At 60.5% G+C, this 19,747-nt stretch carries 19 protein-coding genes; 12 read left to right on the top strand and 7 right to left on the bottom strand.

Annotated elements, in window-relative coordinates:
- Positions 1-23 precede the first annotated feature (23 nt).
- Positions 24-722, bottom strand: a complete 699-nt coding sequence (locus tag FHW68_RS01910; RefSeq protein WP_007896014.1) for a CoA transferase subunit A — start codon at positions 720-722, stop codon at positions 24-26.
- 244 nt (positions 723-966) lie between these two features.
- Here FHW68_RS01910 and FHW68_RS01905 point away from each other — a divergent pair, with 244 nt between their 5' ends.
- Positions 967-1,863, top strand: a complete 897-nt coding sequence (locus FHW68_RS01905; RefSeq protein WP_183678403.1) for a LysR family transcriptional regulator — start codon at positions 967-969, stop codon at positions 1,861-1,863.
- Positions 1,864-1,992: 129 nt separating this feature from the next.
- Here FHW68_RS01905 and FHW68_RS01900 read toward each other — a convergent pair whose 3' ends face one another.
- Positions 1,993-3,039 (bottom strand): class I SAM-dependent methyltransferase, encoded by a 1,047-nt coding sequence (locus FHW68_RS01900; RefSeq protein ID WP_095635217.1) that lies wholly within the window; start codon positions 3,037-3,039, stop codon positions 1,993-1,995.
- A 296-nt stretch (positions 3,040-3,335) separates the two neighbouring features.
- On the opposite strand from FHW68_RS01900, the gene FHW68_RS01895 reads away from it, so the two are divergent.
- A complete protein-coding gene (locus FHW68_RS01895; RefSeq protein WP_183678401.1) occupies positions 3,336-4,172 on the top strand; it encodes a DUF692 domain-containing protein in 837 nt (278 codons plus the stop codon).
- A complete protein-coding gene (locus FHW68_RS01890) occupies positions 4,165-4,923 on the top strand; it encodes a DUF2063 domain-containing protein (RefSeq protein ID WP_183678398.1) in 759 nt (252 codons plus the stop codon). The genes FHW68_RS01895 and FHW68_RS01890 overlap by 8 nt, the downstream gene beginning before the upstream one ends.
- A 118-nt stretch (positions 4,924-5,041) precedes the next feature.
- On the opposite strand, the gene FHW68_RS01885 is transcribed toward FHW68_RS01890, so the two are convergent.
- Entirely contained in the window at positions 5,042-6,349 is a 1,308-nt protein-coding gene (locus FHW68_RS01885) for an ATP-binding protein (protein ID WP_095635181.1), read from the bottom strand.
- Positions 6,346-7,086, bottom strand: a complete 741-nt coding sequence (locus tag FHW68_RS01880) for a response regulator (RefSeq protein WP_095635180.1) — start codon at positions 7,084-7,086, stop codon at positions 6,346-6,348. The genes FHW68_RS01885 and FHW68_RS01880 overlap by 4 nt, the downstream gene beginning before the upstream one ends.
- A gap of 304 nt (positions 7,087-7,390) precedes the next feature.
- Between FHW68_RS01880 and FHW68_RS01875 the strand changes: the two genes are divergently transcribed.
- The 5 genes from FHW68_RS01875 (at position 7,391) to FHW68_RS01855 (ending at position 10,520) form a co-directional block, all read left to right on the top strand.
- The gene (locus tag FHW68_RS01875) at positions 7,391-7,654 is read left to right on the top strand and encodes a DUF2790 domain-containing protein (RefSeq protein WP_095635179.1); all 264 of its coding nucleotides are present in this window, start codon (positions 7,391-7,393) and stop codon (positions 7,652-7,654) included.
- 41 nt (positions 7,655-7,695) lie between these two features.
- Positions 7,696-7,917, top strand: a complete 222-nt coding sequence (locus FHW68_RS01870; protein WP_095635178.1) for a hypothetical protein — start codon at positions 7,696-7,698, stop codon at positions 7,915-7,917.
- Between the two features lie 83 nt (positions 7,918-8,000).
- Positions 8,001-9,212 carry a cytochrome c biogenesis protein DipZ gene (locus tag FHW68_RS01865; RefSeq protein WP_183678396.1) on the top strand — a complete coding sequence of 404 codons (1,212 nt, stop codon included), beginning with the start codon at positions 8,001-8,003 and terminating at the stop codon, positions 9,210-9,212.
- 186 nt (positions 9,213-9,398) lie between these two features.
- On the top strand, positions 9,399-9,671 hold the full coding sequence (locus tag FHW68_RS01860; RefSeq protein WP_095635176.1) for a DUF4242 domain-containing protein: 273 nt from the start codon (positions 9,399-9,401) through the stop codon (positions 9,669-9,671).
- 36 nt (positions 9,672-9,707) lie between these two features.
- A complete protein-coding gene (locus tag FHW68_RS01855; RefSeq protein WP_095635175.1) occupies positions 9,708-10,520 on the top strand; it encodes a class I SAM-dependent methyltransferase in 813 nt (270 codons plus the stop codon).
- 204 nt (positions 10,521-10,724) lie between these two features.
- Here the strand turns inward: FHW68_RS01855 and FHW68_RS01850 are convergent, their stop codons facing one another.
- From FHW68_RS01850 to pcsA, 3 genes are all read right to left on the bottom strand, one after another.
- Complete coding sequence (locus FHW68_RS01850; protein WP_095635174.1) at positions 10,725-11,651, bottom strand: universal stress protein; 927 nt, start codon at positions 11,649-11,651, stop codon at positions 10,725-10,727.
- Between the two features lie 293 nt (positions 11,652-11,944).
- Positions 11,945-12,331: a DUF488 domain-containing protein gene (locus tag FHW68_RS01845; RefSeq protein WP_095053438.1), complete on the bottom strand. Its 387-nt coding sequence runs from the start codon at positions 12,329-12,331 to the stop codon at positions 11,945-11,947.
- Positions 12,332-12,342: 11 nt separating this feature from the next.
- Positions 12,343-13,065: a phosphatidylcholine synthase gene (gene pcsA / locus FHW68_RS01840; RefSeq protein ID WP_183678394.1), complete on the bottom strand. Its 723-nt coding sequence runs from the start codon at positions 13,063-13,065 to the stop codon at positions 12,343-12,345.
- Between the two features lie 453 nt (positions 13,066-13,518).
- Here pcsA and FHW68_RS01835 point away from each other — a divergent pair, with 453 nt between their 5' ends.
- The 4 genes from FHW68_RS01835 to ligD are packed head-to-tail and all read left to right on the top strand — an operon-like array spanning position 13,519 to position 19,708.
- Entirely contained in the window at positions 13,519-14,904 is a 1,386-nt protein-coding gene (locus tag FHW68_RS01835) for an iron-containing redox enzyme family protein (RefSeq protein WP_183678392.1), read from the top strand.
- A gap of 28 nt (positions 14,905-14,932) precedes the next feature.
- The gene (locus FHW68_RS01830) at positions 14,933-15,934 is read left to right on the top strand and encodes a class I SAM-dependent methyltransferase (protein ID WP_183678390.1); all 1,002 of its coding nucleotides are present in this window, start codon (positions 14,933-14,935) and stop codon (positions 15,932-15,934) included.
- Positions 15,906-17,072 (top strand): carboxylate-amine ligase, encoded by a 1,167-nt coding sequence (locus tag FHW68_RS01825; protein ID WP_183678388.1) that lies wholly within the window; start codon positions 15,906-15,908, stop codon positions 17,070-17,072. The genes FHW68_RS01830 and FHW68_RS01825 overlap by 29 nt, the downstream gene beginning before the upstream one ends.
- Complete coding sequence (ligD, locus tag FHW68_RS01820) at positions 17,069-19,708, top strand: DNA ligase D (RefSeq protein WP_183678386.1); 2,640 nt, start codon at positions 17,069-17,071, stop codon at positions 19,706-19,708. The genes FHW68_RS01825 and ligD overlap by 4 nt, the downstream gene beginning before the upstream one ends.
- The last annotated feature ends 39 nt before the right edge of the window (positions 19,709-19,747 follow it).

Below are 19,747 nucleotides of genomic sequence, written 5' to 3'. Positions count from 1 at the left end.
TCATTCGGTCCGGGGGCAGGGGATCACTTACGCACGGTGCGCTGTTCGATGCGCTTCTCGAACGTGCCGCAAATGACCCGGTCGACGTAGATGCCTGGGGTGTGAATCTGCGACGGGTCCAGCTCGCCGGGTTCGACGATTTCTTCGACTTCGACCACGGTGATCTTGCCGGCGGTGGCGGCCAGCGGGTTGAAGTTCTGGGCGGTGTGGCGATAGACCACGTTACCGAAATGGTCGGCTTTCCAGCCTTTGACGATGGCAAAGTCACCGGTGATGGACTCTTCCATCAGGTATTGGCGGCCCTTGAATTCACGCACTTCCTTGCCGTCGGCCACCGGAGTGCCGACGCCGGTGGCGGTGAAGAACGCCGGGATGCCGGCACCGCCTGCGCGCATTTTCTCGGCGAGGGTGCCTTGAGGGGTCAGGACGACTTCGATTTCGCCGCTCAGCAGCTGTTTCTCGAACAGCGCGTTTTCGCCGACGTAAGAGGCCACCACCTTGCGGATCTGCCGGTCTACCAGCAATACGCCGAGGCCGAAACCGTCGACGCCGCAGTTGTTGGAGACCACGGTGAGATCGCGCGTGCCACGGTGCTGGATCTCGGCGATGAGGTTTTCCGGAATCCCGCACAGGCCGAAGCCGCCAGAAATCACAGTCATGCCGTCTTCAAGACCTGCCATCGCTTCCTCGTAGGAATACACGCGCTTGTCGAACCCTGCCATATGCACCTCTTTTATTCTTTGTGGGCGGCTGGCTAGCCGGATGGGGAAGGAGTGTCTCGCTGGATGATTGATTTGTTAAGTTGATTTTTAAGGTTGATTGATGGATAAAACTCAATAATGCGTAGGAGCTGCCGCAGGCTGCGATCTTTTGATCTTCAACACCTTCAAGGGGAGCCGAAAATCAAAAGATCGCAGCCTTCGCCAGCTCCTACATGGGATATTCCTTACCGTGGAGACCGTGGCCATGACCGTCAAACAGATCCGCGCATTTCTCGCCGTGGCCCAGAGTTTGAGTTTTGCCGTGGCATGCGAGCGGCTGCACCTGTCCCAGTCGGCATTGAGCCTGACCATCAAGGCGCTGGAGGAAGGCTTGGGCGGGCGCTTGTTCACGCGCAATACCCGCAATGTTGCGCTAACCGCCGAAGGCGAATCGTTGCTGCCTTTGGCTCGTCGGCTGATCGCAGACTGGGACAATGCCGAGGATGAACTGCGCCAACGCTTCACCCTCCAGCGCGGCCGCGTGACGCTGGCGGCGATGCCGTCGTTTGCCGGCAACCTGTTGCCGCCGATCCTCAAGACCTTTCGCGCGCGCTACCCCAAGGTCAACGTCACCGTGAACGACGTGATCAACGAGCAGGTGCTGGAAATGGTTCGCGACCGTCAGGTGGAATTGGGCGTAGCGTTCGAACCGACCCAGAGCTCGTCGCTGGAATTTACCCCGTTGTACATCGACCGGTTTGTGGCGGTAGTGCCCCTCGATTCACCGCTGGCGCAGCTGGCTGACATCGATTGGCAGTCCTTGCTCAAGGAGCCATTCATTACTTTGCAGCGACCATCGACGGTGCGGGTGATGCTCGAAGAGCACTTGCAGGCGCGCGGCATGAAATTGCCGGTGGAATTTGAAAGCCATCAATTGGCGACGGTCGGGCGGATGGTCGCCAGCGGATTGGGCGTCAGTGCGGTGCCGGCCCTATGCGCCGGGCAGATGCGCGAGCTGGGCGCGCGTTGCATCACCCTGCGCGACCCGGTGGTGGAACGGGCAATCGGGGTGCTGACGACGGGGCATGAACTGTCGGCGGCGGCGCAGGCGCTGTTCGATATTCTCAAAGCCGAAAACCTTGGCCAACAGCTTTCCCTTTGAAATCCAACACGGCCCCGTAGGAGCTGCCGAAGGCTGCGATCTTTTGATCTTGATTCGGCGATGTTGAAATCGCTGAAGATCAAAAGATCGCAGCCTTCTGCAGCTCCTACGATCAGCAGTCAGCAGTGTTTACTTACGCGCCTCCAGTATCAGGTTGAACGGCGTTTCCGTGGCCCGCCGGAACTGCGTGAACCCCGCTTCGGTGAAGACCTTGCGCAACCGTGCCTCACCCGCCTGGGCGCCGAGCCCGAGGCCGACTTCCTGGGACAGCGAGTTAGGCGTGCAGACAAAGGTCGAGGCGGCATAAAACAGTCGTCCCACCGGCGTGGTATTGGCATCGAGCGTGTCGTTGGCGAACGGCTCTACCAATAGCACCGAGCCGTCGGGCTTGAGCGATTCATAGGCATGTTTTGCGGCGCCGACCGGGTCGCCCATATCGTGCAGGCAGTCGAAGTAGCAGACCAGATCATAGTCGTCGCCCGGATAGCTTTTCGCGGTGCCCTGGAAGAACCGCGCCCGGCCGGACACGCCACCTTCTTCGGCGCGCTGGGTGGCGACGGTGACCGAAGGCGCGTGGTAATCGAAACCGACGAACCGTGAATTGGGAAACGCCTGGGCCATGATCACGGTCGAGGCGCCGTGGCCGCAGCCGATGTCCGCCACCTTGGCGCCGGCTTCCAGTTTGGCGACCACTCCATCAAGTGCCGGTAGCCATTCATTGACCAGATGCGCTTTGTACCCAGGGCGGAAGAACCGTTCAGTGCCGCTGAACATGCACGGATGATGATCGCCCCAGGGCAGGGCGCCGTTGCCGCGCATGGCCTTGACCAGTTTGTCCTTGTCATGGAAAAACGAGGCAACCACGCCGACACCGCCGGCCACATAGACCGGTGAATCTTCGATCGCCAGCGCCATGGCTTGCTCTTCGGGCAGGCGGAACTGGCCGTCCCGGTGTTCCATGTAACCGGAGGCGGCGTGGGCGCTGAGCCATTCGCGCAGCAGGCGGGTGTTGCAGCCGGTCTTTTCGGCGAGTGCTTCGGGGGTGACAGGCTGGCTGTCGGCCATGGCCCGGTACAGGCCGAGCTCTTCGCCGAGGATGACGTTGGCCAGCATCGCCGCGCCACCCATGTCGTTCACCAGTTTGCCCATGAAATCATTGAGTCTGGCCTCGTCCATCATGTGTGCTCCTTCAGCAGGATCAGAGTCCAGAGGCATTGTTTGTCGAGGCATGCACCTTTGGGCGGTGATCGTGGGAATGAACAGGACGATAACGGTGTCCTGGCCCCTGCGGGGGTAATCAATAAGTCTAGTTCGTGTATCCCACTGTATCTGACTGCCTGTCCGATACAGTGGCCTGAGAAGAGCGGCGTTTGTGAACACACACCCGACACACCGCGGCACTTGACTGGGCTTGCCGGCTGGCACTGAGTTTTCAGACGCTGGAGACCGGATCCCAGGATGAGATCGACACCATGCAAACTCCCCTCATATCAGCGAAGACGAGCGTCGGGCTCGGCTTGCGCCGCGGTTTAATGAAGCATCTTCAAGCGGCCCCGGTGGGCGCTTTCGACTTTCTGGAAGTCGCGCCGGAAAACTGGATCGGCATCGGCGGTGCTCATGGCGCGGCTTTTCGCGCCTTGGCCGAGCGCTATCCGTTGTCCTGTCACGGCTTGTCCTTGTCGTTGGGCGGGCCGGCACCGCTGGACGTCGGGTTCCTGCAAGAGGTGCGGGTTTTCCTCGATCAGCACAACGTGCCGCTGTACAGCGAACACCTGAGCTACTGCAGCGATGACGGGCATCTCTACGATCTGCTGCCATTGCCGTTCACCGAAGAAGCGGTGCATCACGTTGCCGGCCGAATTCGCCAGTCACAGGACATTCTCGGTCGGCGCCTGGCGGTGGAAAACATCTCCTACTACGCCGCGCCACAACAGGACATGGACGAACTGAGCTTCATCAACGCAGTGTTGCGTGAAGCCGATTGCGACCTGTTGCTGGACGTCAACAATGTCTACGTCAACTCGATCAATCACGGTTTCGATCCGCAGACCTTTCTGGCCGGCGTCGACGCGGGGAGGGTGGTTGCCCTGCATGTGGCGGGGCATTTTGATGAGTCCGACACGCTGAAGATCGACACCCATGGCGCCTCGGTCAAACCGGTGGTCTGGTCGCTGCTGGCCGAGGCCTACGTGCGGTTTGGTGTGCAACCGACACTGCTGGAACGGGATTTCAACTTTCCCCAATTTTCCGACCTGGTGAGCGAGTTACAGACCATTCGCCGCCTGCAAGGTGAGGTGAATCATGGCTAAGCCGACGCTCTATCAGCAGCAAGACACATTGACCCGTTACTTGCGCGACCCTGAACACTGTGCGCCGCCCGCGGAGATGGACGTGGCACGGGCGCAGGTTTATCGCGACCTGGTGTTTTCGAATCTGTCGTCGTTACTGCGCGGAACTTTTCCCGTGCTGGTGAAGGTGCTTGGCGATGATCATTGGCGTGCATTGGTGCGGATCTTCCTGAGGGACTATCGCGCTCAAACGCCAAAATTCGGTGAGGTTGCCCAGGAATTTGTGGAATTCCTCGCCTCCGAGCCACAGGTGTTGTGCGATGGACCGTGGCCGCCATTCATGGTCGAGCTGGCGCATTACGAATGGGTCGAAATGGCGCTGCAACAATCCGACGCCGAGCCGTTGCCGACCGGCGATGCCGCATTGCTGCTGGATCGACCGTTGCAGGTTTCGCCGCTGGCCTGGCCATTGGCGTATGGCTGGCCGGTGCAGAGGGTGGGGCCAGATTACCGACCGGACACGCCGTCCGTTCAGCCGACGTTACTGTTGGTTCATAGGGCCGAGGATTGGGGTGTACGGTTTTCCGAACTGAGCCCGTTGGCGTGGCGGTTGTTGCAGCGGATCGAAGCGTTTCCTCAGCTCAATGGTCGAGCGCAGCTGGAAGGATTGGCGGTGGAGGCGGAGATGGTCGGGGCGCCGGATTTTATCGACAACGGGTTGGCGTTATTGCGGCAGATGCACGGGGAAGGGGTGATCGGCATAGTCGCCTGACTGCCCACAATCTCCCAAAAAACCGATATCCCTGTGGGAGCGGGCTTGCCCGCGATCGCGGAGTGTCAGCCAACATCAATGTTGGATAGGCCGGCCGCTCCCACAGGACTCGTAGTGTTTAGTGAGGTGTCGGCAACCTGAGCTCCGCACACAACCCACCCCCCTCGCGATTGCTCAATTTCAATGACCCGCCAATCGCAATGGCCAACTGCTGCGCGATCGCCAACCCCAACCCGGTCCCTCCCGTACTGCGGTTACGCGAATTTTCCACGCGGTAGAACGGTTCCATCACCTGCGCCAATTCCTCTTCGGCAATCCCCGGCCCACGGTCCATCACCTTCACTGACAAGCCATCAGCCTTCGTTTCTACCCACAACTCTGCGGCACCGGCGAATTTCAGCGCGTTGTCTATCAGGTTCACCAGCACCCGACGCAACGCATGCGGCCGGGTGTTGATCACGGCTGCGCTTTTGCCGTCGAGCTGCACGTCTTTGCCCATGTCCTGATAATCGAACACCAGGCTGTCGAGGAATGAATCCAGATCGGTGCGGCGACTTTCCTCGGTGGCACCATGAATGCTGCGGGCATAGGCCACGCCTTCGCGAACCAGGTGTTCCATCTCGCCGAGGTCATGCCACAGTTTGTCTTTTTCGCTGGAGTCTTCCATGAATTCGGCGCGCAGTTTCATGCGGGTGATCGGGGTTTGCAGGTCGTGGGAAATCGCCGCCAACAGTTGCATGCGTTCCTTGAGGTACGCCGCAATGCGCGCCTGCATTGCATTGAAGGCTCTGGCTGCGTAGGCGACTTCGGTGGGGCCTTTTTCATCCAGGTGGATGGCGTGGGTGTTGGGGTCGAGGGTTTCCGCCGCTTGGGCGAGGCGGGTGAGCGGGCGGATGGCGATTCTCACCGCCAGCCAGGTGCAGGCAATCATCAGCGCCAGTTGCCCCAGCAACACCGCCGGCAACCACGGCGACAACGGCACCATCGAAGGCCGTACATCAATGGTCACAGGGCTGCCGTCCTTGAGTTTCAGGTGGGCCTGAAAGTGTTTTTTCGGGCCGGGGATGTCGGTAAAGGTCAGCGGGTAATCACGGCCGATGGCGTACTGAATCGAGGTGACTGCAATCGGCACATCGCGGGCCGCGATCGGTGTGCCCGGCGAGCCTTCATTCAACAGATAGCCGTAGTTGGTGCGTTCCAGACGCTGTAGCCAGTTCGGGCGCTCTTCGGCGGGCAAGCGGTTGAGGATGGCGATGGAGGTCGAGACATCGGTTTCCAGATTGCCCAGCATGGTGTTTTTCGCACTTTGATAACGCTCATAGTACTGAGCGCCGAAGGACAGCGCCTGGGCGAGGATCAGACCGATCAGAAAAATCAGCGACAGCCGCGACGCCAGCGTGCGGGGCCAGTGCAGCGCAAGGTTCATGACGGCGCACCGAGCACTTCCACCGGCAGGGAAAACACATAGCCTTCACTGCGAACGGTCTTGATGTAGGCCGGTTCCCGGGCGTCGTCCAGCAGACGCTGACGCAAGCGGCTCACCAGCAAATCGATGGAGCGGTCGAACAGGTCGGCATCGCGGCCCTGAGTCAGGTTGAGCAACTGGTCGCGATTGAGCACCCGCTGAGGGTGATCGAGGAACACCCGCAGCAATCGATACTCCGCGCCGCTGAGGGCGACCATGGTGCCGTCCTCATCCAGCAAATGCCGGGCCGAGGTGTCCAGGCGCCAGCGACCGAACGCCAGCAGGCGACCGCTTTCGGTGATGATCAGGTTCGGTGGCAGCATCCGCGTGCGGCGCAGCACGGCGTTGATGCGGGCGAGCAATTCGCGGGCGGCGAACGGTTTGACCAGGTAATCGTCGGCACCCATTTCCAGGCCGATGATGCGGTCGGTTTCATCGTTGCGAGCGGTGAGCATCAGCACTGGCGTGGCCTTGTGTTTGCCGGCGCGAAGTTCGCGGCAGAGGACCAGGCCATCATCCCCCGGCATCATAATGTCGAGCACAATCAGGTCCACCGGCGTGGACTCCAGAAACGAGCGCATCTGCCGTCCATCCGCCACCACGGTGGTGCGCAGGCCGTTCTTTTTCAGGTAATTGCCTACCAGTTCCCGGATCTCGCGGTCATCGTCCACGATGAGAATGTGATCGACGTGTTCCATGCTGAAGCCTCTTGAAGGGGAGTTGTCGCGCAGTCTATCGAGCCATGGCCCGCTCGCCTGCCGTCGATTGTATTGCAGTGTATCTGGCGTCTGGGCGGATACACGGGGATGCAAAAAAACAGCCGGTTTCAGGGGTTTTGTATCGCTGTGTATCGCAGGCCGGCGTCGATACACAGCGATTTACTCGCGCCTGTTCCAGACACAGACGAGATACCTCGCGGGTTTCAAATAGGTTCCATCGAGGCACACCCAACCGCCTCGGCTCAATCAACGATTGACCTATGGAAGCCCAGAGGAAACCACCATGAACACCAAAGCCGTGTACGCCGCCTGCCTGTTTGCCGCCCTGAACATTTGTACCTTGTCGGCCCGGGCGGAGGCCGAAGTCACCCCTCAAACCTACACCTACGGCACCCACCTGGACATCCAGAAAGTGCTGTCGATGAAACAGGACGCCACACCTGCCTGCGGGATTGTGAATGCCCGGATGACCTACCTGGATTCCCAAGGCCAAACCCGGGTCCTGGATTACAGCAAATTCGCTGACGGCTGCAACGAAGGCAACTGAGTCTTTCGATTACCCATCCCCTTTGCAACAGGAAGAACATCATGAACAACATTACCCGCGTTTTGACCGCCATCGTCTTCTCCGTAGCAGGCGCCGTCGCCCATGCCAACGCTGTGGTTGAACAGAGCAGTTGTGGCAACAGCACCTGCTTCCAACTGACGCCGCTGCTGGCCGAGGATGGTTCCAGCCGCACACCGCAAGGGCAACTGGTTGCCGAAAATGGCTACAGCCGGACGCCGCAGGGCCAGCAGCTGGAGGGCTGAAGCCTGGCCCGGTTCTGTCAATTCCCGCCGTCCCAGTGTGGGAATTGCGGTGTATCGCCCTTCACATTCTCAAGGTGATCCCCATGTTTCTCATCGCATTCCTGGGCGGTATTTTGACCGTCCTCAGCCCCTGCATCCTGCCGGTCGTGCCGTTTCTGTTTGCCGGGGCGAAACGCACGCGTTCTTCCATCCTGCTCACCCTCGGTGGCATGGCCCTGACCTTCGCCCTGATCTCCAGCCTGGCGGTGGTCAGCAGTGATTGGGTGGTGCAAGCCAGCAACACCGGCCGTCATGTGGCGCTGATCGTGATGGTGCTGTTTGCCCTGTCGCTGATCTCTGCCCGCATGGGTGGCTGGCTGGCGCGCCCGTTCGTGCTGCTGGGCAATCGCCTTGATCCCGACACTCGCAAAATGTCTGGCCCGTCGGGTTCGGTAATGATCGGCGTCGCCACCGGGTTGCTCTGGGCGCCGTGTGCCGGGCCGATCCTCGGCGTGATTCTCACCGGCGCCATGCTGCAAGGCGCCAACGCTCAGACCAGTCTGCTGCTGGTGGCGTACGGCCTGGGCAGCGCGTTGTCCCTGGGCACTTTGATCTTCGCCGGTCGCGGCCTGGTCAATCGCTTGAAACCGTCGATTCCGCTGACCGGTTGGCTGCGGCGCGGTACGGGGGGTGCGGTGTTGGTCGCCGCCGCAGTCATCGCCACTGGCACCGACAACAAGTTGCTCGCCAGTACCTCGTCCGAAGGTGTCACCACGGTTGAACAGCGCCTGCTGGAAAGCGTACCGAAAGTCATCGATTACGTCGTCAGCAAGGTCAAGGCCGACTCGACCCTGGACGCGGCCAAGGGCGCGATGCCGTCACTCGCTGGCGCGGTCCAATGGCTCAACTCGCCAGCACTGAGCAACGACTCCCTGCGCGGCAAAGTGGTGCTGGTGGACTTCTGGACCTATGACTGCATCAACTGCCAGCGCACCTTGCCCTACGTGAAGGACTGGGCGAAAAAATACGAGAAAGAGGGCCTGGTGGTGATCGGCGTGCACACCCCGGAATATGGCTACGAACGCATCATCGACAATGTCCGCGATCAGGTGAAAAAACTCGGTATCACCTATCCGGTGGCGATCGACAACAACTACGCGATCTGGCGCGCCTTCAATAACCAGTACTGGCCCGCTCATTACCTGATCGACGCCAAGGGGCAGGTGCGTTACACCCATTTTGGCGAGGGACGGTATGAGACTCAGGAGCAGATGATCCGGCAATTGCTGGAAGAGGCCAAACCGCCTGCCGCTTAACCCGTTTCGGCGACGCAAGCCAATCTGTCAAGGCGGCGTTACAAATGGCGACCACGCATCGGAGAATCCCCTGTTTCGTGAATTCTCCGGACGATTGGCAGGACGCCGGCGTATCCGGGAGCGATAGTTTGTGGACGACAGGATCATTGCCGACCCTGTCATCACCCTCAAGAAAAGGAAGTTGTCATGCCTAAATTCATTATTGAACGCGAGCTTCCAGGCGCTGGCGCACTGCCGCAACAGGAGCTCAAGGCGATTTCGCAAAAGTCCTGCGATGTATTGCGCGAGATGGGGCCAGAGGTGCAGTGGCTGGAGAGCTACATCACGGGCGACAAGATCTACTGCGTGTACATCGCGCCGAATGAGGGACTGATCAGGGAGCACGCCCAAAAGGGTGAATTTCCCATCAACAGCGTGTCCCGGGTCATGAACGTCATCGATCCCACCACGGCGGAGTGAGCCGGACGCGTTCCAACCCGCAACGGAGCAGATTTCATGAGCACACCCATTGACCTCACTGCCCTGAAAAACCGGCAAATGGCCTCGTGGGCCAGCGGCGACTACGCCGTGATCGGCACTACCCTGCAGATTGTCGGGGAACAACTGGCCGAGGCCTGTGACTTGCTTTGTGATGAGCAGGTGCTGGATGTCGCCGCCGGCAACGGTAACGCAACGCTCGCTGCCGCGCGCCGGGGCTGCAAGGTCACGTCCACCGATTACGTGGCCAAGCTGCTTGAGCGCGGCGAAGACCGCGCTCGGGCAGAACATCTGGACGTGACTTTTCAGGTGGCCGATGCCGAGGACTTGCCGTTCGAGGACGCCAGTTTCGATGCCGTGCTTTCGACCTTTGGTGTGATGTTCACCCCCGATCAGCCCAAGGCCGCAGCGGAACTGGCGCGGGTGTGCCGTCGTGGCGGACGGATCGGTCTTGCCAACTGGACGCCTGAAGGCTTCATCGGCCAGGTGTTCAGGACTCTGGGCCGCCACCTGCCACCACCGCCAGGCGCGCAACCCCCTTCGAACTGGGGCACCGAAGCCTGGTTGCACTCACAGTTTGATCAGCGCGACTTCCAGCTCCAGGTGACGCGGCGGTTGTTCAACTTCCGCTATCGCTCGGCCGCGCATTGGATCGATACCTTCCGTACCTGGTATGGCCCGGTTCACAAGGCCTTTGCGACCCTGCCACCCGAAGGGGGCACCGCCCTGGAAAACGACCTGACCGAACTGCTCAATCGCCTGAACCGGGCGGGGAAGCGGTCGCTGGTGGTGCCCAGTGAATACCTGGAGGTGGTGATTACACGGCGTTGAAACGACAACACAAATCCCCTGTGGGAGCGGGCTTGTCTGGACCGGGGACATGGTGGCTCTGTGGCGAGGGGGCTTGCCCCCGTTGGGGCGCGAAGCGGCCCTAAAAGCTTTGCGACTGCTTCGCAGCCGAACGGGGGCAAGCCCCCTCGCCACAGAGCCCGCTCCTACGGGGTATGTGCAGTATTGACTACCTGACCAGGCCGATCACTCATCCAGCCGTTCGGTGTACACCACCCATACACTGCACGGCATTTTGTACAGCAGGTGCTCCACGGTACTGCCGATCAAGCGACCGAGGCCACGATGGCCGACCCGGCCCATGACAATCACATCGACGTCATAGGTCTCGGCGTAGCGAGTCAGCACCTTGGTCGGGCTGCCCATGAGCATGTGCCGTTGCTGCGGGGCGATGCCGTTGCGTGCGGCCAATTCGTTGAAGGCATCTTCCTGAAAGTCGAACAGGGTCTTGGCCTTGTCCGAAGCGAAAAACGCTGAACCGTTTTCGAAGCTGAACTCGTCCGAGCTGATCGACGAAAGGTCATAGGCGTAGACCACGTCGAGCTCGGCATTGCAGGCACTCGCCAGTTTTGACGCCTCGTGCAGAATCCGGTCATTGAAGCTTTTGTAGTGATCATCACGATGGAAGGGGTCCACCGCTGCAACGATCTTGCGCGGCAACGCATGTCTGGCATGGCTGACGAAGTGCAGCGGCACCGGGCATTCGCGCAGCAAATGTACATCGAGTGGGGTAAACACCAGCCGTGATAGCCGCGATTGATGTTCCAGCGCCTTGATCAGTACGTCCATCGGCTGTTCTTTGAGGTGGGTGAGGATTTCTTCCAGCGGATTTTCGACCCACGTCACCTCCGTGGTGACGTGCACACCGATCTTGCGCAACGGACGGGCCTGTTCCTCCAGCCACTGGCGGTGACGCTCGACATAGCCCAGACGCATCTGCTCCAGGGCCTTTTCGTTGACCAGGCTGGCGGTCGCCAGGCCTTCCAGATAGTCAAAGGCTACGATATGCAGGGCTGCATCTTCGGCTTTGGCCAGCGCTGCGGCTCGGTCGAAGGCAGGGCTGTGTTCCATCAGGGGCGAGGCGACCAGCATGAAACGAGCTTGACCAGACATGACAAACCTCCCGTGGGTAAACGAGCAGACGACGGTCCCCCCGGGCTGACATGGGAGAGCGACAGTGCGCCCGACGTATGGTCATTCGATAGCCATTCAATCCTCTCAGTATTGACCATGATCAAACTCTCGTCCGCAAGCGGGTGATCACGCGTTGAGGTAACGGATGACTCGGTAAAAAGTGTGGGAGCGAGCCTGCTCGCGATGGCGCAATGTCAGTCGACAGCTGCATTGACTGGAAAACAGTCATTGCGAGCAGGCTTGCTCCCACAAGGGGATGGGGCTCGTGCGACCTATACAACCTTCGCCCCCCGTGCCTCCAGCAATTCCCGTAACACGGAACGGTGGCAGTGGGCTTCGTCTTCGCAATAACACCCTACCGCCAGTGACGTTTGATGGGAGAGGGCGGCCAGCAGGTCGAGCAGTTGACTGGGCGCCGGATGGTTCATCTCGGCCTTGAATTTGCGCTTGAAGGCGCCCCAGGCCTTGGCATCTTCGGCCGCTTTGGCTTCGGCCACCAACTCGGGGCTGGGGGACAGCAGCGGTTGCCACACATCGTAAAAATCCCGGCTGGCGAATTCGGCCTTCGGTACGCCACGGGGCGGGCGGCGTACCGTGCCCAGGCGCAGGCCTTCATTAGCGGTGCGGGGTGAGCCGAGTTGGACGATGTGAATGGGCATGATCGCAGTGCCTATTTGAGCCGCGAACTGTCGAACCACTCCAGCGCCGTGCGCCAGAAGCAGATCCCCAGGAAGTACGCCGACATCAGCAGCCACAAGCCCATCACCAGCGGATTGATGACCGGGTGATTGACCACCAGCGACAAGCTGCACAGCAGCCAGATGGCCGTCACGGCAATGTTGATCGGCATGAACCGGCGCACGCGGAACGGGTGCAGGAATTTCATTCGGGTCACGGTCAGCAGTGCCAGGCCGATGATGGTGAGCAAGGTGATCCACGGGGCCGGGCCAATGATGTACAGGCATAGCGCAACGACGTTCCACGCAGCGGGGAAGCCCTGGAAATAGTTGTCTTTGCTCTTCATGTTGACGTTGCAGAAACAAAACAGTGACGACACCAGAATCAGCGACACAGTCAGCAGCAGGGTGTAGTCCGGCAACGGGATATAGCGGTAGATGAACAGGGCCGGGATAAATACATACGTCAGGTAGTCGATCACCAGGTCGAGGATCGAACCGTCGAAACCTGGCAGCACCGACTGCACATTCACCTTGCGTGCCAGCGCGCCGTCCAGACCGTCGACAATCAGCGCCACGCCCAGCCACAGCAGACAATGGGTCGGCTGGTTCTCCAACAAGGCGAGGGTCGCGAGGAAGGCTGTGACCACGCCAGTGGCGGTAAAACCATGGGCGCCCCATGCTTTGAGCCTGGCAATGTGTACGGTGGATATCACGGGGGCGTTCTCCAGAAAGTGAAGCAAGCCGATGATCACCCTCTTGTTGAGGGTGTCGGGCGAACCGGGTCGGGTTGCAGGTATCGACCGGATTTGCGGGGATAAGGTTCACCCCCTATGAATCTTAGTCGCCGGACAAAAAAATACCCCGGTAATAGCCGGGAGGTGCAAGGGCGGCGCGGCATCCACCTGTAGGAGCTGGCGAAGCCTGCGATCTTTTGATTTTCAGCGGCTTGAACATGGCCAGGATCAAAAGCTCGCAGCCTGCGGCAGCGCCTACACACATTGTGTACAGCCCGGGCGAATTGCCTCGCGAGCCAGTGCCACGGCGCTGGCCCGTCTGTCCGGCCATTTTCAACGCCAATGGAATTTTTTTCAGGCACCGCCGCTCTGCTGATAGAGACGTGCTGATCCAGCGTCCTGCCACTGGCCGCAGAGTGAGAAGACTATTCCATGACTGCCCTGACACGACTTGAATCCCGGCCTGCCCGCGAACACCTGATGACTGCTACCGGCGGCGTGAAGTCGTTCTATGAACAATTGCTGCTGAGCGACGATGACGCGATAAAGACCCCGTTCGCCCGCCGCTTCCTGCAAGAGCAATTGCAACAAGCGGCGCAGTTGCCTGATGAGCTGCCGCGGGACCTCTCGGCCCTGCAAAACTGGGTCGAACAGCACAGCGTCGACGTGGCCCGGCAATACGCCGACTACGTTCAGCAACGCAAGGCGGGCGGTGCGCGACAGTTCTTCAGCAATAAAGCCCATGCGTTGTTTTTCCTGCAGGCAGTGGCCCCGACCAAACTGGTGGATGGGGCCTGGCTCTATGGCCTGTTGCCGCACTGGAAGGACCCGCGCTTCGACGGGCTGTTGAGCACTTATCTGGAGGAGTTGGGCGAGGGCAATCCGGCACAGAATCATGTGCTGATCTACCGCAAACTGCTCGCCGAACATGGCTTGCCAGACGCGGCTGCGATTACCGATGAACGCTACCTGCAAGGCGCGATTCAACTGGCGCTCGGCTATTGCGCCCAGGAGTATTTACCGGAAGTGATCGGCTACAACCTCGGCTATGAACAGCTGCCGCTGCATTTGTTGATCAGCGCTTATGAACTCAGCGAGCTGGGCATCGATCCGCTTTATTTCACGCTCCACGTGACCATCGACAACGCCAGCATCGGCCATGCTCACAAGGCGGCGCAGTCGGTGCTGCAATTGCTCCCGGTGGAGGGCGATCGCGATGACTTTCTGCGTCGGGTGGCGCTGGGTTATCGGCTCAACGACCTGGGGCAGGGCAGCCGGGCGATCATCGAGTCGTTCGACCTCGACAGCGAAGTGCTGAGCATGCTGGAACGCAAACGCCCGTTCGGCCAGCACATGCATTCCGATTACAGCCGCTTTGAAGGCAAGACCGTCAATCAATGGTTGTCGTCATCGGAGCAGTTGCCGGGATTGCTGGCGGCCATGGAAAACAAAGGCTGGATCAAACGTCACCAGGACCCGCAGGCCAGTCGTTTCTGGCAATTGATCGATGGCCCCGGCGCGGCGATGTTCGGCGTATTCAGCCCATACGAGAAACAGTTGCTGCACGACTGGATTGCCGGTGACTGGAAACCTGAACATCCGGCGGTTGCCGTACGACGTGGCAGCAGTGTGGCGGCAGAAACGCCGGTGCCTGACAGCGATCCGGATATCCAGCGCCTGCACGCCGCGCTGAACGGTCTGAGCGGGCACGAGCAAATGCCGGTGTTGATGCGGTGGCTTTCGCCCCATCGGCATGCACATCCTGCGGGTCTGTTGGCGACGCGTCGTTTCATCGAACTCAAATCCAGCCTTCTCTAGAACGCTTTTTTATCAACGGGAGCGGTTTATGAGTCAGGAAGAACAGCTGTCTGTCGCCGACCTGGCGCTGGTGCAACTGGGACGGCGCCTGCAGGCTGACGGTTATCGGTTCATTACGCCGACGCCGCTGACCCATCAGCGCGTCAATAGCCGCGCCGAAGGCCGACGGGCCGAGACCCTGCGCGATGTTTTTGGCTGGTCGCGGCCGTTCGAGCCAGGGCTATTGTCGGCGGATGAACAACGCCAGTTGCAACAGGCGCAGGTGCTGGAGGCGTGCAACGGGCGGCTGAAAAGCCGGGTGCGCTGGTCCAGCCTCGACGACTTGCTGTTCGTGCATTCGGCCTTTCCGACGGAGGCCGCCGATTCGGTGTTCTTCGGCCCCGATACTTATCGGTTCGCCCAACTGATTCACGCCCATCTGCAGCAGAGTTTTGCCCCGATCAGGCGCGCCGTGGACGTGGGTTGCGGCGCCGGTGTCGGTGCCATTCTGATTGCCCGCGCCCGTCGCGAAGCCGAGGTGTGGGCGCTGGACATCAACCCCGAGGCCCTGCGCATGACGGCCATCAACGCCGCGCTTGCCGAAGTGCACAACCTCAGGGTCGAGGCCAGCGATCTGCTGCAGGATGTCGACGGATACTTTGACCTGATCGTCGCCAACCCACCCTACATGGCCGATCCGGCCGGCCGTGCCTATCGGCATGGCGGCGGCGCGTTGGGCGCGGAATTGTCACTGCGGATTGTCGAGCAGGCACTGGGTCGGCTGGCACCCGGCGGCTCGTTGCTGCTGTACACCGGCGCGGCGATGGTCGATGGCCGCGACCCATTGCTGGAGGCCCTCGCTTCGCGCCTGGAGGCTCCGGGGTTCGGCTGGACCTATCGTGAACTCGATCCTGATGTGTTCGGTGAAGAGTTGTCGACACCCGGTTATCAACGGGTGGAACGGATTGCCGTCGTCGCGCTGACCGTGACGCGTCTCGGCCCGGGCATTGGGGAAAACGTTGATGAGCAGGCGCCTGAATTTCGGCATTGAAGAAGAATACTTCCTCACCGACCTCGTCACCCGGCACATGCCGGTGCAGCCCTCGGCCCAAGCGATCGAGGCGTGCAGGGCGGCGCTGGGCCAGTCGTTCGCCTATGAAATGTTCCAGGGGCAAATTGAAGTCGCCTCACCGGTTTTCAGCAGTGTGCCGCAGGCCGCCGATTACCTGGCCACCACCCGCAGTGCGCTGCGACGTGCTCTGGAGCCGTTCGGGTTGGGCCTGCTCAGCGCCGGCAGTCATCCCTTGGCGGATTGGCGAATTCAGCAACCGACGGATCAGGTGCATTTCCATCAGCTGTTCGATGATTACCAGCGAGTGGCCCGACGCAGCCTGTTGTCCGGGCTGCACGTGCACGTTGAAGTGCCCGGTCATCTGGACCGGATCCGCATCATGAATGAAGTCTTGCCGTGGGTGCCGCTGTTGTTGGCACTCAGCACCTCGTCCCCGTTTTGGGAGGGAGTGGACAGCGGTTTCATGAGCTATCGCCAAGTAGCCTGCGACGAGTGGCCGCGCATGGGCATCCCGGAGTTTTTCGAGGATCAGGATGCGTTCGATGACTATGTCGCGCTGATGACCCGCACCGGCTCGATCCGCCAACCTGGTGACTGTTGGTGGAGCGTGCGCCCGGCCGCACGGTTTCCCACGCTGGAGCTGCGCATCACCGACGCCTGTCCACGGCTGGACGATGCGCTGTGCATCGCTTCGCTGTTTCGCCTGATGGTCGCTGATGCCGTCGCGCAGCCGTTGCCCGGGGCGAACTTCAACCGGACGGCTTACTGGATCCTCAAGGAAAATCGTTGGCGCGCCAAGCGTTACGGCATTCACGGCACCTTCATCCGCAAGGACCACGAACCGACAATCTCGGTCGAGCAATGGCTGGCGTTGGCGCAAGTGACGTTTGCCGAGACCGCGCAGCAACTGGGCGTGCAAGATGTCTTCAAACAGGCTCGGCGTCTGTTGATCGACGGGACCAGCGCCGATCGGCAACGGCACGCGGTGGAACAGGCCTTGTGCGACGCACGCTCGATGCCCGAGGCGTTGGCGCAAGCGGTCGATCAACTGCTGATGGAAACCGGCGAACAACCTTGCGCCAGCCCGGCCCCGCAACGAGCGGTAGGTGAGCCATGAACAAGAACCTGGACGATTACAACCGCATGCGCGATTTCTCGGCGACCTCGGAACCGGCCGCCGTCAAACGCTCGGGCAAAAAAGCAGCGAAGGATCATGCGTTGCAGTTCTGCATTCAAAAGCATGATGCCTCGCACTTGCACTATGACTTTCGCCTGGAACTCGACGGCGCGCTGAAAAGTTGGGCCGTGCCCAAAGGTCCGTCGCTGGACCCCAAGGTCAAGCGCCTGGCCATTCATGTCGAAGACCATCCGCTGGAATACGCCACGTTCGAGGGCACTATTCCTGAAGGGCATTACGGTGCTGGCGATGTGATCGTCTGGGATCGTGGGGTGTGGATTCCCCTGGACGACCCGGCCAAGGCGTACGCCAAAGGCCGGCTGAAATTCGAGCTGCAGGGGGAAAAGCTTGGCGGTCTGTGGAACCTGGTGCGCACGCACATGCCGGGCAAGCAGGAACAGTGGTTTCTGATCAAGCATCAGGACAGCGCCGCCAGACCCGACAGCGAATACGACGTGGTCGCCGCCCAGCCGGACAGCGTGCTCAGCGACCGCACCATTCTGGAAAAAAAGCACGGTGCTGAAAAACCCAAGCCGATCAAAAAAGTCCCGGCCAAGGCACGTAAGGAAAAGTCGGCACAATTGACGGGCGCGCGCAAAGCCAAGTTGCCGGAGCTGCTCAAACCTGAGCTGGCGACACTGGTCGAATCGGCGCCAGGCGGCGAATGGAGCTATGAGATCAAATTCGACGGCTACCGGGTCATGGCGCGCATCGACCACGACGAGGTCAGACTCTTCACCCGCAACGGTCATGACTGGACCCACAAATTGCCCGCCCAAGCCCGGGCATTGGCTGCGCTGGATCTGGAATCGGCCTGGCTCGACGGCGAAATGGTGGTGGCCAACGAGCAAGGCGTCCCGGATTTTCAGGCGCTGCAAAATGCGTTCGATTCCGGCCGAAGCGGCAGCATTGTTTACTACCTGTTCGACTTGCCCTACCTCAATGGCGTGGACCTGCGCGAAGTGCCTGTCGAGGAGCGCAGGGCGGCGCTGGCGATTGTGCTCAAGCCCAATCAAAACCCGCTGTTGCGATTCTCCGACGCCTTTGGCGAATCCCCGGAGGCGTTGCTCAACAGTGCCTGCGAAATGAAGATGGAAGGGCTGATCGGCAAGCGCCTGGGGTCGCCTTACGTGTCCCGGCGCACCAGTGACTGGATCAAACTCAAGTGCAAGCACCGGCAGGAATTCATCGTGGTCGGCTTTACTGATCCCAAAGGTACGCGCAGTGCTTTTGGCGCGTTGTTGCTGGGGTTGCACGACCGCGACAGCGGTGAATTGCGTTATGCCGGCAAGGTGGGCACCGGGTTCAACGAGGCGACCCTCAAGCGCATTTACGAACAATTGAAGCCCTTGCAGACGAAAAAACCATCGGTGGTCAATCCGCCCAGCGGTTTCGAAGCCAAAGGCGTGCATTGGCTCAAGCCCACATTGCTGGCGGAAGTGGCTTTCGCCGAAATGACCAAAGACGGCTCGGTGCGCCACGCCGTGTTCCATGGTTTGCGGGATGACAAGCCTGCCGAAGAAATCACCGAGGAGTTGCCGAAAACCGTGAACACATCAGCCTCGAACACAACAACCCCGAAAACTGGCACAGCAAAGTCCGTGGCGAAGAGGAAATCAGCCGCCGAAAAACCCGACACCGCCGACCCGAAAACTACCCGCTCGACTGTCGCGCCGTCGCAGATCGGCCTGGCCAGCGGCAAAATACGCATCACGCACCCGGACCGGGTGATCGACGCCAGCAGCGGCACCACCAAGATGCAATTGGCGGAGTACTACGCCAACATCGCCGAGTGGATTTTGCCGCAACTCAAGGACCGGCCGGTGGCGCTGGTGCGTGCGCCGGACGGCATCGCCGGCGAACTGTTCTTTCAGAAGAACGCCGAACGCCTGGCCATTCCGGGGATTGTGACCCTGGACAAGGAACTGACCGGCCAACCGGTGATGATCATCAACAACGCCAAAGCGTTGATCGGCGCGGTGCAGATGAGCACCGTGGAACTGCACACCTGGAATGCCACGTCAGTCGATCTGGATAAACCCGATCGCTTCGTCCTCGATCTCGACCCGGATCCGGCGTTGCCCTGGAAAAGCATGATCGAAGCGACCCGGCTAACCCTCACGGTGCTGGATGAGCTGGGACTCAAGGCGTTTCTCAAAACCAGCGGCGGCAAGGGGATTCACCTGATCGTGCCGCTGACTCGCAAACATGGCTGGGACGAGGTCAAGGACTTCAGCCACGCGATCGTCAGCCACATGGCCAAATTACTGCCGGACCGCTTTTCTGCGGTGTCCGGACCGAAAAACCGCGTGGGGCGTATCTTCATCGACTACCTGCGCAACGGTCTGGGCGCCACCACGATTTGCGCCTATGCCGTGCGCACCCGCGAAGGGCTGCCGGTGTCAGTGCCGATCTTTCGCGAGGAGGTGGCCGAGCTCAAGGGAGGCAATCAATGGAACGTGCACAACGTGCATGAGCGCCTGGCCGACATTGGTGACGAACCCTGGGCTGACCTGAAGAAGACCCGACAGACGATAACTGCCGACATGCGGCGGCGGGTGGGGATGAAAAAATAGTGAATCGAGAAGAAGGTGGCGAGGGCACTCGCCACCTCG

The sequence above is a fragment of the Pseudomonas sp. Tn43 genome, assembly GCF_014192635.1.
Taxonomy (GTDB): domain Bacteria; phylum Pseudomonadota; class Gammaproteobacteria; order Pseudomonadales; family Pseudomonadaceae; genus Aquipseudomonas.
The sequence above is the reverse complement of the archived record's forward strand: the minus strand, read 5'-3'. Positions and strand labels throughout refer to the sequence as shown.